The organism is Sulfitobacter marinus (assembly GCF_900116285.1).
In the GTDB taxonomy this organism is placed as follows: domain Bacteria; phylum Pseudomonadota; class Alphaproteobacteria; order Rhodobacterales; family Rhodobacteraceae; genus Sulfitobacter; species Sulfitobacter marinus.
Genome location: NZ_FPAJ01000001.1, coordinates 471,466 through 486,618 on the forward strand (window position 1 = coordinate 471,466; position 15,153 = coordinate 486,618).

General features: G+C 58.4%; 17 protein-coding genes. 9 read left to right on the forward strand and 8 right to left on the reverse strand.

Annotated elements, in window-relative coordinates; translation table 11 throughout:
* Positions 1–13: 13 nt before the first annotated feature.
* The gene (locus BM347_RS02330) at positions 14–448 is read left to right on the forward strand and encodes a CBS domain-containing protein (protein ID WP_093914798.1); all 435 of its coding nucleotides are present in this window, start codon (positions 14–16) and stop codon (positions 446–448) included.
* 102 nt (positions 449–550) lie between these two features.
* Positions 551–1,048 carry a pantetheine-phosphate adenylyltransferase gene (gene coaD / locus BM347_RS02335; protein ID WP_093914799.1) on the forward strand — a complete coding sequence of 166 codons (498 nt, stop codon included), beginning with the start codon at positions 551–553 and terminating at the stop codon, positions 1,046–1,048.
* Positions 1,049–1,053: 5 nt separating this feature from the next.
* Here the strand turns inward: coaD and gap (BM347_RS02340) are convergent, their stop codons facing one another.
* The 3 genes from gap (BM347_RS02340) to gap (BM347_RS02345) form a co-directional block, all read right to left on the reverse strand.
* Positions 1,054–2,055 (reverse strand): type I glyceraldehyde-3-phosphate dehydrogenase, encoded by a 1,002-nt coding sequence (gene gap / locus BM347_RS02340; protein ID WP_093914800.1) that lies wholly within the window; start codon positions 2,053–2,055, stop codon positions 1,054–1,056.
* A gap of 124 nt (positions 2,056–2,179) precedes the next feature.
* Positions 2,180–2,323 (reverse strand): hypothetical protein, encoded by a 144-nt coding sequence (locus tag BM347_RS17510; protein ID WP_175498472.1) that lies wholly within the window; start codon positions 2,321–2,323, stop codon positions 2,180–2,182.
* Positions 2,324–2,419: 96 nt separating this feature from the next.
* Positions 2,420–3,421 (reverse strand): type I glyceraldehyde-3-phosphate dehydrogenase, encoded by a 1,002-nt coding sequence (gene gap / locus BM347_RS02345; protein WP_093914801.1) that lies wholly within the window; start codon positions 3,419–3,421, stop codon positions 2,420–2,422.
* Positions 3,422–3,632: 211 nt separating this feature from the next.
* On the opposite strand from gap (BM347_RS02345), the gene BM347_RS02350 reads away from it, so the two are divergent.
* A complete protein-coding gene (locus tag BM347_RS02350; RefSeq protein ID WP_093914802.1) occupies positions 3,633–4,625 on the forward strand; it encodes a DUF808 domain-containing protein in 993 nt (330 codons plus the stop codon).
* Between the two features lie 72 nt (positions 4,626–4,697).
* Here BM347_RS02350 and tkt read toward each other — a convergent pair whose 3' ends face one another.
* Positions 4,698–6,713, reverse strand: coding sequence for a transketolase (tkt, locus tag BM347_RS02355; protein ID WP_093914803.1), 2,016 nt, complete (start codon positions 6,711–6,713; stop codon positions 4,698–4,700).
* Positions 6,714–6,946: 233 nt separating this feature from the next.
* Here tkt and BM347_RS02360 point away from each other — a divergent pair, with 233 nt between their 5' ends.
* Together BM347_RS02360 and BM347_RS02365 are read left to right on the forward strand one after the other, a co-directional pair.
* Entirely contained in the window at positions 6,947–7,468 is a 522-nt protein-coding gene (locus tag BM347_RS02360; protein WP_093914804.1) for a hypothetical protein, read from the forward strand.
* On the forward strand, positions 7,468–7,860 hold the full coding sequence (locus BM347_RS02365; RefSeq protein ID WP_093914805.1) for a cell division protein ZapA: 393 nt from the start codon (positions 7,468–7,470) through the stop codon (positions 7,858–7,860). Before BM347_RS02360 ends, BM347_RS02365 begins: the two co-directional genes overlap by 1 nt.
* Before the next feature lie 64 nt (positions 7,861–7,924).
* Here BM347_RS02365 and BM347_RS02370 read toward each other — a convergent pair whose 3' ends face one another.
* The 4 genes from BM347_RS02370 to BM347_RS02385 form a co-directional block, all read right to left on the reverse strand.
* A complete protein-coding gene (locus BM347_RS02370) occupies positions 7,925–8,845 on the reverse strand; it encodes a calcium/sodium antiporter (protein WP_093914806.1) in 921 nt (306 codons plus the stop codon).
* A 209-nt stretch (positions 8,846–9,054) separates the two neighbouring features.
* Positions 9,055–9,417 (reverse strand): Grx4 family monothiol glutaredoxin, encoded by a 363-nt coding sequence (gene grxD / locus BM347_RS02375; protein ID WP_093914807.1) that lies wholly within the window; start codon positions 9,415–9,417, stop codon positions 9,055–9,057.
* On the reverse strand, positions 9,414–9,659 hold the full coding sequence (locus BM347_RS02380; protein WP_093914808.1) for a hypothetical protein: 246 nt from the start codon (positions 9,657–9,659) through the stop codon (positions 9,414–9,416). Before BM347_RS02380 ends, grxD begins: the two co-directional genes overlap by 4 nt.
* A 31-nt stretch (positions 9,660–9,690) precedes the next feature.
* Positions 9,691–9,927: a BolA/IbaG family iron-sulfur metabolism protein gene (locus BM347_RS02385; RefSeq protein ID WP_093914809.1), complete on the reverse strand. Its 237-nt coding sequence runs from the start codon at positions 9,925–9,927 to the stop codon at positions 9,691–9,693.
* A gap of 138 nt (positions 9,928–10,065) precedes the next feature.
* On the opposite strand from BM347_RS02385, the gene BM347_RS02390 reads away from it, so the two are divergent.
* The 4 genes from BM347_RS02390 to BM347_RS02405 all read left to right on the forward strand — a co-directional run bounded on the left by BM347_RS02390 (position 10,066) and on the right by BM347_RS02405 (position 15,151).
* On the forward strand, positions 10,066–11,034 hold the full coding sequence (locus tag BM347_RS02390; RefSeq protein ID WP_093914810.1) for an XdhC family protein: 969 nt from the start codon (positions 10,066–10,068) through the stop codon (positions 11,032–11,034).
* Positions 11,031–12,014 (forward strand): molybdopterin-binding protein, encoded by a 984-nt coding sequence (locus BM347_RS02395; protein ID WP_093914811.1) that lies wholly within the window; start codon positions 11,031–11,033, stop codon positions 12,012–12,014. Before BM347_RS02390 ends, BM347_RS02395 begins: the two co-directional genes overlap by 4 nt.
* 124 nt (positions 12,015–12,138) lie before the next feature.
* Positions 12,139–12,624, forward strand: a complete 486-nt coding sequence (locus BM347_RS02400; RefSeq protein ID WP_093914812.1) for a (2Fe-2S)-binding protein — start codon at positions 12,139–12,141, stop codon at positions 12,622–12,624.
* A 163-nt stretch (positions 12,625–12,787) separates the two neighbouring features.
* Positions 12,788–15,151, forward strand: a complete 2,364-nt coding sequence (locus BM347_RS02405; RefSeq protein ID WP_093914813.1) for a xanthine dehydrogenase family protein molybdopterin-binding subunit — start codon at positions 12,788–12,790, stop codon at positions 15,149–15,151.
* Positions 15,152–15,153: the final 2 nt, after the last annotated feature.

Genomic DNA, 15,153 nt, shown 5'->3' on the forward strand with positions numbered 1-15,153 from the left:
GGAGGGCTCCATAATGCTTGTATCTCAAATCCTTAAAACCAAGGCAGATGACAGTGTGACCACAGTCAAGCCCGGCATGGTGATCGCCGATGCGGCGCAGATGCTTGCGGAAAAACGGATCGGGACATTGGTGATATCAAGTGATGGCAAAAACCCGGACGGTATCCTGTCAGAGCGTGACATCGTGCGCGAACTGGGGCGTCAGGGCGGCGCGTGTCTGAGCATGACCGTCGAGAGCCTGATGACCCGTAAGCTGGTGACCTGCACCAAGAACGAGACATCTGACGCGATCCTGAACAAAATGACTGAGGGGCGGTTCCGCCACATGCCGGTTCTGGAAGATGGTGCATTGATCGGATTGATTTCGCTGGGCGACGTGGTCAAGGCCCGCCTGATGGAACTGTCGATGGAGAAAGACGCCCTTGAGGGGATGATCATGGGGCATTAGCCCCAACGTCGCGCGCCAATGCACAAAATAGGCCGTTGCGTTTCAGGCGCTTAAATGCTTGCCTGCCGCAAATTTTAAGACACAAGAAAACTGGATGTACCTATGCGCGTTGGCCTGTATCCCGGCACCTTTGACCCGATCACGTTGGGCCACCTTGATATCATCCGCCGTGCTGCGACATTGGTCGACAAATTGGTGATCGGCGTGGCCATCAACCGCGACAAAGGCCCGCTGTTCGAGCTGGAAGAACGTGTGGCGCTGATCAATTCCGAATGTGCGGCCCTGTCAGAAGAAACCGGCACAAATATTGTTGTGCATCCCTTTGAAAACCTGCTGATCGATTGCGCCCGGGATGTGGGGGCGCAGATGATCATTCGCGGATTGCGTGCGGTTGCCGATTTTGAATATGAATATCAGATGGTTGGCATGAACCGGAAACTGGATGATAGCATCGAGACCGTCTTTCTCATGGCCGAGGCCGAACATCAGGCGATTGCAAGCAAGCTGGTCAAGGAAATTGCCCGGCTTGGCGGGGACGTCAGCAAATTTGTGACGCCCGCCGTCAACGCCGAGCTTAAGAAACGCTTTTCCGGCGCGTAAATCCCCTAGAGGAATTTGGCAATCACACGGGATGTATCCAGCATCCGGTTGGAAAAGCCCCATTCGTTGTCATACCACGCCATCACACGCAGCTGTGTGCCGTTTTGAACCGACGTCTGATCGGTGGCGACGACGCAGGAATGGCTGTCGTGGTTCAGGTCAATCGACACAAGCGGTTTGTCGACCATGCCCATGACGCCTTTTAGCGAGCCTTCGGATGCGGCGCGTAGCACGTTGTTCACCTCCTCAGCCGTCACCTTGCGGGACACCTCAATCACCAGATCAACGCAAGAAACATTGGGGGTAGGCACGCGGATCGCGGTGCCGGCGATGATGCCGTCAAGCTCTGGCAGAACCTTGCCCAAGGTTTTCGCGGCACCGGTTGTGGTGGGGATCATCGACATGGATGCGGCGCGGGCGCGGTACAGATCGCTATGCGCCGTGTCATGGGTCGGCTGATCGCCGGTAAAGGCGTGGATCGTCGTCATGTGACCGTGCACAATGCCGAAAGCGTCGTGCAGCGTTTTGGTCAGCGGTGCCATGCAGTTTGTGGTACAGGAGGCGTTGCTCATCACCGTTTCACTGCCATCGATGATATCGTCGTTCACGCCGTAAACAATTGTTTTCATGGTGTCTTTGCCGGGGGCCGAGATCAACACACGTTTGGAACCGTTTTCCAGATGTTTGGCCGCACCGTCGTGGGTCACAAAGATGCCTGTGCATTCCAGCGCGATATCGACATCACCCCATGGCAACGCTGCGGGGTCACGTTCGGCGGTGACGCGAATGGGCCCTTGGCCCACGTCCATCGTGCCATCGCCCAGCGTCACCGGACGGCCATAGCGGCCATGCACGGAATCGAATTCAAACAGATGCGCGTTTGTCTCAAGCGGGGCCAGATCGTTGATCGCGACCACCTGAAGGTCATCGCCACCCTGTTCCATCAACGCGCGCAGCACGTTGCGGCCAATACGGCCAAAGCCATTGATTGCGAGTTTGGTTGCCATCTGGGCGTCCTCCTGAGTTTGATAGCGCTAACATGATGATCCAAGGCGAAAAGTCAACCGATGGGCCATTAAATAAGGACAGGATTGGAGAAAAGCGCCGAAAATGAGGGGCGGGTGTTTCCGATCAGCGCCAGAAAGCGACCCACTCGAGCAGGTCGAGGAACTTTTTAGTTAAAAATAGAAGATGTTCGCTGCCAAAATAGGTAACGTCCACAATCACCCCCAAGATCACAAGCAGTGCCAAAGCGAGGGCTATGGGGGTGTTCATTTGCTAACTTCCTTGCGCGGTGCCCGGCCCAGATACATGGGATCCCGTGTATAACAGGGCCCCAGATATGACAGCGCAGGGCCGGTGCCGCAAGGCTTAGCCAAGTTTGCCCATTGCAACGGCAACATCGGCCATGCGCACGGAGAACCCCCATTCATTGTCGTACCACGCCAGCACGCGCACCATGCGGTCGGATACAACCATGGTCTGATCCGGTGCAAAGATCGAGCTTTCCTCGGTGTGGTTAAAGTCGATGGAGACTTTCTTTTCGGGGTCATAGCCCAGCACGCGCTTCATCGGGCCTTCGGCGGCGGCGCGCATGGCGGCGTTAACCTCGTCGACGGTGACATCGCGCGAGGCACGGAATGTCAGATCAACGGCACTGACATTAGGGGTGGGCACGCGCATGGCGGTGCCGTCCAGCTTGCCCTTGAGGGCGGGCAAGACCTCGCCCAAGGCGGCGGCGGCACCGGTCGAGGTCGGGATCAACGCCATGGCGGCAGCGCGGGCGCGGTACAGGTCATCATGGCGGCGGTCCAGTGTCGGCTGGTCGCCGGTATAGCTGTGGATCGTGGTCATGATACCGTATTCGATGCCAAAGGATTCTTGCAGAACCTTGGCCAGCGGGGCCAGACAGTTGGTGGTGCAGGACCCGTTCGAGATCATCGTATCAGAGGTTTGCAATTCGTGATCGTTCACACCATAAACGATTGTACGATCAACGTTTTTCCCCGGTGCAGACAGCAGCACGCGCTTTGCGCCGCGCTCAAGATGTACGTTGGCTTTGGTGCCGTCGTTGAACTTACCGGTACATTCCAGAACCACATCGCAGCCGTCCCAGTTCAGCTCGTTCATGTCATAGGTCGACATGACCTCGATCGGGCCTTGGCCCAGATCCAGCGTGCCATTGCCGACTTTCACCTCGTTCGGGAAACGCCCGTGGATGGAATCGTACTTGATCAGATGGGCCGCTGTCTCAAGCGGGCCGGTGGCATTGATGCGGACCACTTCGATGTCATCCCGGCCAGAAGCGGCGATATGTGACAGGGTGCAGCGGCCAATGCGGCCAAATCCGTTAATACCAACTTTGATCGTCATGGGGCGTCCTTTGAAAAAATACGGGTGACGTTGCGCGCTCTATAACGGCAGCCTAGGCGTGACTGAAAGGGTAAAAGCGAATAATTTCCGTATGTTAGCGATAACTTGACATGTTAGCGATAACCAAGCCGGTATATCTAAAACGCTGGCGGGCCTTTGCCTTCGTTCGGCACTGGGCTAGGTTTGTTTCATACAAATCTGGAGAGACGAAATGAGTGGTTTACTGGCGCTTTTGGATGATGTCGCAGCGATTGCAAAGGTGGCCGCGGCAAGTGTGGACGATGTATTTGGCCAAGCAGCCAAAGCCAGTGCGAAAGCCGCAGGTGCAGTGATTGATGACGCCGCCGTGACGCCGAAATATGTACATGGGTTCGAGGCCAATCGCGAGCTGCCGATCATCTGGCGGATCACCAAAGGGTCGCTTAGAAACAAGCTGCTGTTCTTGTTGCCCGCGGGGTTGGTGCTGTCGAATTTCGCGCCATGGGCGATTCCGCCTCTGTTGATGTTGGGCGGCGCGTATCTTTGTTTCGAGGGGGCTGAAAAAGTCGCCCATGCCTTGGGGATTGGCGGGGCAGGTCATGACGATCACCCCGGCAAGGCAGAAACAATAGATGACCCCGCCCATCTGGAAGAGGCAAAGGCCCAAGGGGCGATCAAGACCGACTTTATCCTGTCCGCCGAGATTATGACGATCATCCTGTCCAACCTTGCGGTGTCGAATTTCTGGATGGAAGCAGCGGCATTGGCGGCGGCGGCGGTCATGATCACGGTTGCGGTCTATGGATCGGTGGCGCTGATCGTCAAAGCGGATGACGTGGGCCTGTACATGGCGCAAAATGGCAATCTTGGCGTGACCCGCACCATCGGCCGCGCTGTGGTCCGTGGAATGCCCAAGTTCTTGACGACCCTTACGGTCATCGGCACCGCCGCGATGTTGTGGGTTGGCGGATCAATCATCATTCACGGGATGGAGCAGTTGGGCTTTGGAACTTTGGGCCATTTGATCCATGACGCGGCTGCTTATGTGGGCCACATGGTGCCCGCTGCTTATACCGCCGCTGTTGAATGGATATCCAAGGCCGCGTTGGACGGGGTGTTTGGGCTGGCGCTTGGCTTGATCCTGATCCCTATTGGCGAAAAGATCGTCACGCCCCTGTGGCGCGCCGTGTTCAGCCGTAAAAAGAAAGACGTCCACGCGGTTTGATTTTCACAGCAATCCGGAACGCAAAAGGGGGCCATCGCGGCCCCCTTTTTAATGTCTGAAAGACGGGCTGACTTATAGCAGCGCCTTGGCTGTGTCGGCCACGTTCTGCGCCGTGATACCGAATTTCTCGAACAGCTCGTTGGCCGGGGCGGATGCACCGAAACGGTCCATGCCGACGAAATCGGCTTTGTTCCATTTGCCACGCTCTCCGGTCAGCCAGCGATCCCAGCCCTGACGCACGGCAGCTTCGACACCGACGCGCACGGGACCGGCGGGCAGAACCCGGCGACGGTATGCTTCGTCTTGCTCGGCGAACAGCTCCATACAGGGCATGGAGACAACGCGGGTGCCGATGCCTTGCTCTTGCAAGATATCACGTGCTTTCAACGCGATCTCGACCTCGGAACCGGTGGCGATCAGGATTACCTGACGTTTGCCTTCGGCATCGGCCAGAACGTAAGCACCCTGTTCGGTGAGGTTCTTGTTCTTATGCTCAAGGCGCACGGTGGGCAGGCCCTGACGGGTCAGGGACAGCACGGATGGCGTGTCCTTTGAGGTCAGCGCGATTTCCCATGCTTCAGCGGTTTCAATCGTATCGGCGGGACGGAACACATAGGTGTTCGGCGTCGCGCGTGAAATCGCCAGATGCTCGACCGGCTGGTGGGTTGGGCCATCTTCGCCCAGACCGATGCTGTCATGTGTCATGACGAACACGGTTGGCACTTGCATCAGCGCGGCAAGGCGCATCGCAGGGCGGGCATAGTCGGTGAAACACATGAACGTGCCGCCGTAAGGGCGCATGCCGCCGTGCAAAGCCATGCCGTTCATCGCGGATGCCATGCCATGTTCACGAATGCCCCAATAGACATAGCGCCCACCACGGTTGTCGATGTCGAACACGCCCAGATCAGCGGTTTTGGTGTTGTTCGAACCGGTCAGATCAGCCGATCCGCCCACGGTTTCCGAATACAGCGGGTTCAAGACCTCAAGCGTCTTTTCGCTGCTGGCGCGGGTGGCCAGTTTCGGTGCGGATTCAGATATCTGTTTTTTGAACGCCTTGACGGTGGCCGACAGTTTCTTGGGCGCATCGCCTGCCAATGCGCGGTTGAATTCCTCGCGCTTGGTGCGGGACATGGCGTCGAAACGCTCTTCCCATTCCTTACGCGTGTCTGCGCCGCGCGCGCCGATGGCTTCCCATGCGGATTTCACATCGGCGGGCACTTCGAACGGGCCAGTTGTCCAACCATAGGCGGCTTTGGCGGCGGCCATCTGATCTGCATCGGTCAAGGCACCGTGACCCTTTGACGTGTCTTGTGCGGCGTGGCCCAAGGCGATGTGGGTCTTGCAAGCGATCATCGACGGCAGATCGGATTTGCGAGCCTCAGTCAGGGCGGCATCAATCTGATCGGGGTTGTGGCCGTCGATTTCAACGACATGCCAACCGGCGGCCTTAAAGCGCGCCACTTGATCAACGGTGTCGGACAGGGTGACGGGGCCATCGATGGTGATGTTGTTATTGTCCCACATCACGATCAGCTTGCTCAGCTTGTGACGGCCGGCCAATGCGATGGCCTCTTGGCTGACGCCTTCCATCAGGCAACCGTCGCCAGCGATCACATAGGTAAAGTGATCTGCGATTTTCTTGCCGTATTGGGCGCGCTGGATTTCTTCGGCCATCGCAAAGCCCACGGAATTCGCAATCCCCTGACCCAAGGGGCCGGTGGTTGTTTCAATCGCGTCTGCAAGGAAGTTTTCGGGGTGGCCCGCCGTGCGCGCGCCCATCTGGCGGAAGTTTTTCAGCTCTTCGAGGGGGAATTGCGCGTCGCCCACCAGATGCAGCAGCGAATAGATCAACATCGACCCGTGGCCCGCCGACAGAATGAAACGGTCGCGGTCTGGCCACAGCGGGTTAGATGCATCAAATTTTAGGTGTTTTTCGAACAACACGGTTGCAACATCGGCCATACCCATGGGCATTCCGGAGTGGCCAGAATTGGCGGCGGCGACGGCGTCCAGCGTCAGGGCGCGAATGGCGGTCGCTTTAGACCAATGCTCAGGATTCGCTTTCGCAAGTGCGTTCAAGTCCACGGTGTTGCTTCCTTATAAGGGGGATTAACATTTGCCGGATGAATACCAGCCACCCCGCAAAGATCAAGGGCCACAACCCCATCACAGGGCATGTGTGAAAATGCGGCGCCAAGATGTTGTTCTTAAAGGGGCAGTAATCCGCTTGTGGTTTAGGTAGGATCGACGGCAACAGCGTTGACCATCGATTCGATGGTTGGCAAACTGGGCTAAGCAACTTGCGAGGGCATGAGGGCATGAGCGACATTGAACAATTGCAGGGCCGAATTATGGCCGCGATGGAGCGCGCATCGCGCGGTTTGGAAAATCTGGCACCGGTCAAAGAGGACGTGCCAGACCTGTCGCAGGATCTGGAAGACGAACGCACAGCTAACGCGCAACTGACCGAGCGGATTAAAGCCCTGAACGAACAGATGGAGACCGCCGCAACAGAGGCGCAAACCAAACTGGAAGAGGCCGAGGCAAAAATTGCCGAGATGGAAACCAAGCTTGCCCAGGAGGGCGAAGCTCAATCCCGAATTGAGCAACTGGATGTTGAATTGCAGCAGGTGCGCGGGGCAAACGCAAAGCTCTCCGAGGCCTGCGCCGCCTTGCGGGATGCGAACGAAGAAGGTGTGGGCGATCCGGAACTGATCAACAAGGCCATGCAGGCCGAGCTGGATGCCTTGCGCGCCGCGCGCACGGCCCAAATCGCCGAGGCAGAGGCGATCTTGTCTGCCCTTTCGCCCCTCGTTGAATCCGCGCAGGAGTATCATTGATGCCCGAAGTTACCATTTCCATTGGCAGTCGCCAGTTCGAGGTCGCCTGCCAAGACGGCGAAGAAAGCTATCTGCACGCCGCCGCCAAAATGCTTGATGACGAGGCGCAGGTGCTATCGGACCAAGTGGGCCGGATGCCAGAGGCCCGGATGCTCTTGATGGCGGGCCTGTTGCTGGCCGACAAAACCGCCAGCGTTGAAGATAAAGTCGCCGAAGTGCAGGCACAGCTGGCCGAGCGCGAGGCAGAACTGGCAAAACTGCGCGATACTGTGGTCGAACCGGAACGCATTGAGGTGCCCGTTGTGCCACAAGAGGTCACGGAGGGTCTGGGCGAAATGGCCGCCCGCGCCGAGGCTTTGGCCCAAGAGATCGAGGAAAAAGCGGCAAGCTAACCCGCTATAACTCGTGACCTAGGCAGACTGTTGCACGCTACCGGCGATGGGACGGGCAGGGGGATTACCCCTGCGCCGCCATCACATACGCCACATATACGAGCAAAAATGCCAGCCCCATGGCCCGCCCGATCACTGGACGCGTTAGCAGGATTGCGGTGATCATCAGCGACAGTGCGACCATCACAGGCAGATCAAAGGTTAGGAAACGGGCTGCGACCGGAATGGGTTGGATCACGGCTGTGACGCCCAGGATGCCAAAGACGTTAAAGATGTTCGACCCGATCACGTTGCCGATTTCGATTTCGGATTGCCGCCGGAACGCCGCCACCACCGAGGTGGCCAATTCAGGCAGGGATGTGCCCACCGCGACGATTGTCAGCCCGATGAATGCCTCGGACAGGCCCGCGTCGCGGGCGATGGACACTGCGCCATCCACCAAAAACCGCGCCCCGAAAAGCAAGGCGATAAAACCGGCGACCACCCATAATGCGGATATGAGCACTCTGGGTTTTTCTGCGCTAAGGGTGTCGTCCTCGGTCATGTCACCGGGCCGCAAATACGTCCACACTAGGTAGCCAGTCAGCCCCGCCAACAGCATCACGCCCGCTGGTCTGCCGATCTGCCCTGTCATAAAAACCGGTACCAAAACCACGGCGGCCAGAACCATCACAGCCGTGTCGCGCCGCAAGGTGGCACCTGTGATATGGATGGGCCAAACCAGCGCGGTAAGCCCCATAATCAACGCGATATTGGCGATGTTGGACCCCACGATATTACCAACGGCAATGTCGGGTACACCACGCCACGCCGCTTCGATCGACACCAGCAATTCGGGCATTGAGGTGCCGAACCCTACGACTGTCAGTCCGATCAACAGCGGTGAAATCGCCAGCCGTTGCGCAATGCCAATGCTTCCACGCACCAAGGCTTCACCGCCCAAGAACAGGCCCAAGAGCCCGGCCGCAACATAGATGTAATCCAAAGTGAAAATCCCCGGGCAATCAGCCTGCCGCGATCACAAATGGGGATCAGTAGGGCGCTTGTACAAGGGGAGAATGGGGGCTGGCGGAAATAATTTCAGCCAAAGCGAAACCACGGCGTTTCGTCGGCATTCGCGCCAAAGGGGCGAAGCAGGTCGCTTACGTAAGTCAACGAGGCTGGCACGCCGCTCGCGCCAGCCCCGTTATGCAATCAACCGTTGGCTTCGCGGATTTTCTCCGCGGCGTCTTGGTCGAATTTGACGTTGTTTTCAGCCAGCAGCGTGTCCAGTTCGCCCGACAGCATCATTTCGGTGATGATGTCACAGCCGCCGACAAATTCGCCTTTGACATACAACTGCGGCACGGTGGGCCAATCGGAAAAATCCTTGATACCTTGGCGCATGGCTTCGTCGGCCAACACGTTCACGTCGGCATATTCCACTTCCATATAGTTCAGCACCCCTGCCACACGGGACGAAAACCCGCATTGCGGCATGGATTTTGTGCCCTTCATGAACAGCACAACGTCGTTGGCTGTGATGGTCTCTTTGATCTGTGTTGCCGTGTCGGTCATTTCGATTTGTCCTTTGGTATAAAGCGTTTGGCGTATTCTTGCGGGTCCTTGGGAATGCGGTACGTGGTCTGATGTCCGCCCCCGCCGCCGCCAGAGTGATAGGTTGTTTCGATCTCGTGATAGCCCTTGCCGGGAAGCGACCCGCGTTCGGTATCGCGGGTATGACGCAGGGATTGCAGGCCGCGCAGCACCGCCACAATCAGCACCAGAACTGCCAGTATAACGACAAGTGTCAGGTCCATTGGGCGTGCTCCTTGGGGTTAATCCTTGGGGTTAATCGGGGGCCTTGGTGGTCAGGGCCAGCGCGTGCAGATCCCCGTTGGGTCCGTCCATTTTCCCCTTAAGGGCACCATAGACGGCGCGTTGTTGTTGTACGCGGTTCATCCCGCGAAAGCTCTCGTCGATGACCATTGCGGCCATATGGACACCATCGTCGCCTTGCACCTCAATCTTAGCATTGGGAAAGGTCTGGCGCAGAAGGCTTTCGATATCGCTGGCTTGCATTGGCATTGGGGCGGCTCCGTTCGATTGTGTTAGCCCAGATGTAGTAGTGCGCGCGGCGGCGTGCAAGTTATCTGATTGAGCGATTGCCGATGACGCACTACATATATTGAACTGCACCGCGCCGCAAAACCGGAGACACCCCCGATGGACATCTTTGAAGACGCACCAGAACGCGCCTATGCATGGGCGCAAGCGGGCCGCGGTGCCGCATTGGCCACGGTGGTTGAAACTTGGGGGTCGGCCCCGCGCCGCGTGGGTGCGCAGCTGGCCATATCCGGTGATGGCGAAATGCAGGGGTCTGTTTCGGGCGGCTGCGTCGAAGGTGCCGTGGTGATCGAGGCGTTGGAGGCCGTCGAAGACGGTACATCGCGCCTCTTGGAGTACGGAGTCAGCGATGGCGACGCTTTCGCGGTTGGGCTGGCCTGTGGTGGTAAAATCCGCGTGCTGGTGGAGCCGATTGGCGATGCGGGCATGCCTTTTGATATTCTGGCCGATCTGGTCAAGGCACGTGCCGCGCGCGCGCCAATCGGCTATGCGGTGTCGCTGTCGGGCGGCAATGCGCGTCTGGTGAGCGAGGGGTATGAGAACCGTTTTCGGATGGACCGCTCGGGCGTTGAGGAAGATGGCGATACATTTGTCGCGATCCACAACCCGCCGCTGCGCCTGATTATCGTGGGCGCTGTGCATATCGCCCAAGCCTTGGCCCCGATGGCCCAGATTGCTGGATTTGACGTTGTGGTGATCGACCCGCGCGAGGCATTTGGATCGCAAGCACGCTTTCCCGAGGCAAAGGTAATTAACGATTGGCCCGATGCGGCGCTTGAGCAGGTCGGCGTCGACACCCGCAGCGCTGTGGTCTTGTTGACCCATGACCCAAAACTGGACGATCCGGCGTTGCACATCGCGTTGCGCTCGCCCGCGTTCTACATTGGGGCGCTCGGGTCCAAACGCACCCATACATCCCGGGTGGAGCGGCTGACGGCGGCGGGGTTCAGCGCCGATGACATCGCGCGGATCGCGGGGCCGATTGGTCTTGATATCGGGGCTGCTGGCCCGCCCGAGATTGCCGTGGCGACCCTCGCGCAGATGGTCCAAAGCCTGAGAAAACCGTGAAGTTCGGGTCCGTCGCCACGCAAGATGCAGCGGGCGCGCTTTTGGCGCATTCCGTCGCTTTGCCCGCTGGGCGGCTGCGCAAGGGATTGCGGCTGGATGAAACCCACATCGCCGACCTGCTGGCCGCTGGGGTCGCACAGATCACGGTGGCGCAACTGGCCGCCAGCGACGTGGATGAAAACACCGCTGCGGCGCAACTTGCGCAAGCGCTGCTGGCCGACCACCCGCATCTTGAGATGACCAACGCCTTTACTGGCCGTGTGAACCTCATGGCTAAGGGGCCGGGGGTGTCGGTACTGGATGTCGCCGCCCTTGAGGCGGTTAATTCGGTTCATCCGATGATCACATTGGCCACGGTACCGCCGTTCCAGCAGATGGCGAATGGCGGTATGGTCGCGACGATCAAGATTATCTCATATGGCGTCGATCAGGATGATCTGGCGCGGGCCTGCACAACGGGACGTGGGGCAATCCGCCTTGCGCCGCCCGTGTTGCCAGACGCGACATTGATCATCACCGAGATCGCGAAAGGGGCAGGGGACAAGGGCCGCGAGGCCATCGCGAACCGGCTTGCCGCGCTGAATATCACGCTCAAGGATGTTGTCATGGTGCCGCATCAGACGGCGGCGCTAAGTGCTGCGATCAAATCGGCTGACACTGCACTGGTTTTGATCCTGACCGGATCGGCCACCTCGGATACTGATGATGTTGCCCCGTCTGCCTTGCGCGCCGCTGGTGGCACCGTCGAACGGTTCGGCATGCCCGTTGATCCGGGCAACCTGCTGTTTCTGGGCGCGCTAGGATCGCACCAAGTGATTGGCTTGCCCGGTTGCGCGCGGTCTCCTGCGCTGAATGGCGCGGATTGGGTCTTGGCGCGGATCGCCTGCGGGATTGCTGTGACCGACCGTGACATTGCGGCGATGGGCGTTGGTGGATTGCTCAAGGAAATTGTGACCCGACCCCAACCGCGCCGGGGTTAATGAGCGCTATTTGCACGAAATTTCCCCATAAAATCATGCATTGCAAAAAATTTTTGTTCTCAACTGGCGGGTGGCATGCTTAACTTGCCGTAACGAGATCAAGAACACTTAAGGGAGGATATCTATGACACAGGTCAAAATGACCGTGAACGGCAAGCCCGCGTCTGGCGAGGTTGAGGGCCGTACATTGTTGGCGTCGTTTCTGCGTGAAAACCTGAACCTGACGGGAACGCATGTCGGCTGTGATACCAGCCAATGCGGTGCCTGCGTCGTGCATGTGGATGGCGAAGCCGTCAAAGCCTGCACCATGCTGGCGGTTGAAGCCGAAGGGGCGGATGTCAAAACCATCGAAGCCATGGCCAATGCCGATGGATCGCTGAGCGTAATCCAGCAGGCGTTTCAGGATCATCACGGGCTGCAATGTGGTTTTTGCACCCCCGGCATGGTCATGTCTGCCTCGGCACTGCTGAAAGACAACCCCAAGCCAACCGAAGACGAAGTGCGCCACTATCTGGACGGCAACATCTGCCGCTGCACCGGTTACCACAATATCGTCAAAGCAATCATGGCCGCATCAGGTCAGGACGTCAGCGCGTTGGCGGCTGAGTAAAAGCGCCGCGTCGATCTTGTGCGGGGAGGCATGAGAAAGACGCAATTACACGCAAGCAACAAGGCGTATCCCTGCGGTTCTGGGTGGCGCCACACCAACAGAATAAAACCTGCAAACGCGATGGTGCCCAGCACATGCGGCACCCCATAGGGAGGATAATATTATGCCAAAGGATGGCGGAATTGGTGCCAGCAGTAAGCGGCGCGAAGATGTCCGGTTTTTGACGGGCGAAGGCAATTACACCGACGATATCAACCTGAATGGTCAGGCTTATGTGTTCTTTTTACGCTCGGATATCGCGCATGGTACGTTGAATTCAGTGGATACATCGGCGGCCGAAGCCATGCCCGGCGTGGTCAAGATTTTCACCGGCGCGGATTTCGAGGCGGTCGGATCGATCCCTTGCGGTTGGCAGGTGACGGACAAGCATGGCGAAGCGATGCAAGAGCCACGCCACCCCGTTCTGGCACATGGCAAAGTGCGTCATGTGGGCGAACCGATCGCAGCCGTTGTGGCAGAGTCTTTGGGCGAGGCCCGCGATGCCGCTGAAGCCATCGAAGTGGATATTTCAGAGCTCCCAGCCGTCGTTGATATGAAAGAGGCCGTGAAAGACGGCGCGCCCAAGGTTCACGACGATCTGACGTCGAACCTGTGCTACGACTGGGGTTTTGTTGAGGAAAACAAAGGTGCCGTCGATCAGGCGTTCAAGGACGCGGCCCATGTCACCACGCTGGAACTGGTCAATAACCGTTTGGTGGCCAACCCGATGGAACCACGGGTCGCTGTTGGCGATTACGCCCGCGGCACCGGCGATCACACACTTTATACCACCTCGCAAAACCCGCATGTCATCCGATTGCTGATGGGGGCATTCGTTCTTGGTATTCCTGAACATAAACTGCGCGTTGTGGCCCCGGATGTGGGCGGCGGTTTTGGCACCAAGATTTTCCACTACCAAGAAGAAGCGTTCTGCACCTTCGCTGCCAAGGCCTGTAATCGCCCGGTTAAATGGACATCCAGCCGGTCCGAGGCGTTCATGTCCGACGCCCATGGCCGCGACCACGTCACCAAAATCCAGATGGCGCTGGATGCGGATAACAACTTTACTGCTTTGCGCACAGATACTTACGCCAACATGGGTGCCTATCTGTCGACCTTTGCCCCGTCGGTGCCCACATGGCTGCACGGCACATTGATGGCAGGCAACTATAAAACGCCGCTGATCTATGTGAACGTCAAGGCCGTGTTCACCAACACCGTTCCCGTTGATGCCTACCGCGGCGCGGGCCGCCCCGAGGCGACCTATCAGCTGGAACGTCTGGTGGATAAATGCGCGCATGAGCTGGGCGTTGATCCGATTGCCTTGCGGCGTCAGAATTTTATCACCGAATTCCCATATGCCACGCCCGTGGCGGTGGAATATGACACCGGCGATTACGTGGCGACCATGGACAAGCTGGAAGAGATTTCAGACATGGCCGGGTTCAATGCCCGCCGCGCCGCGTCAGAGGCCAAGGGCAAGCTGCGCGGTTTCGGGGTGAACTGTTATATCGAGGCCTGCGGCATCGCGCCGTCGAACCTTGTGGGTCAGCTTGGTGCACGGGCCGGTCTGTACGAATCCGCCACAGTACGGGTGAATGCGACTGGCGGTCTGGTGGTTATGACCGGATCGCACAGCCACGGCCAAGGTCATGAGACGGCGTTCCCGCAAGTGATCGCCGAGATGATCGGCATCCCGGAGGAAATGGTCGAGATCGTGCATGGCGATACCGCGAATACGCCAATGGGTATGGGGACTTACGGGTCGCGATCCCTCGCTGTAGGTGGCTCTGCCATGGTGCGCGCGACGGAAAAGATTATCGCCAAGGCCAAGAAGATCGCCTCGCATCTGTTGGAAGCGTCCGAGGGCGATATCGAGCTTAAGGATGGCGCGTTCAGCGTCGCTGGTACGGATAAATCTGTGGCCTGGGGCGATGTGACACTTGCCGCTTATGTGCCGCATAACTATCCGCTGGAGGACATCGAACCCGGTCTGGAGGAGACGGCATTTTACGATCCGGCGAACTTTACATACCCGTCAGGGGCCTACGCCTGCGAGGTCGAGCTGGACCCGGAAACCGGTCAGGTCACCATCGAACGGTTCGCGGCGGCTGATGACTTTGGCAATATCGTGAACCCGATGATTGTGACAGGTCAGGTGCATGGCGGGTTGGCCCAAGGCATCGGTCAGGCCTTGATGGAAAACTGTACCTATGACAGCGACGGCCAGCTGCTGAGCGCATCCTACATGGATTACGCGATACCACGTGCCAGCGATCTGCCATTCTATACGGTCGATCATTCCTGCCAGACGCCTTGCACGCACAACCCCTTGGGCGTGAAAGGCTGCGGCGAGGCGGGGGCGATTGGGTCGCCGCCCGCGGTGGTGAATGCGGTACTGGACGCGATGCGGTCGGGTGGCAAGGATGTCGGCCATATCGACATGCCCGTGACGCCCGCGCGCGTGTGGGCGGCGATGAACGGATAATT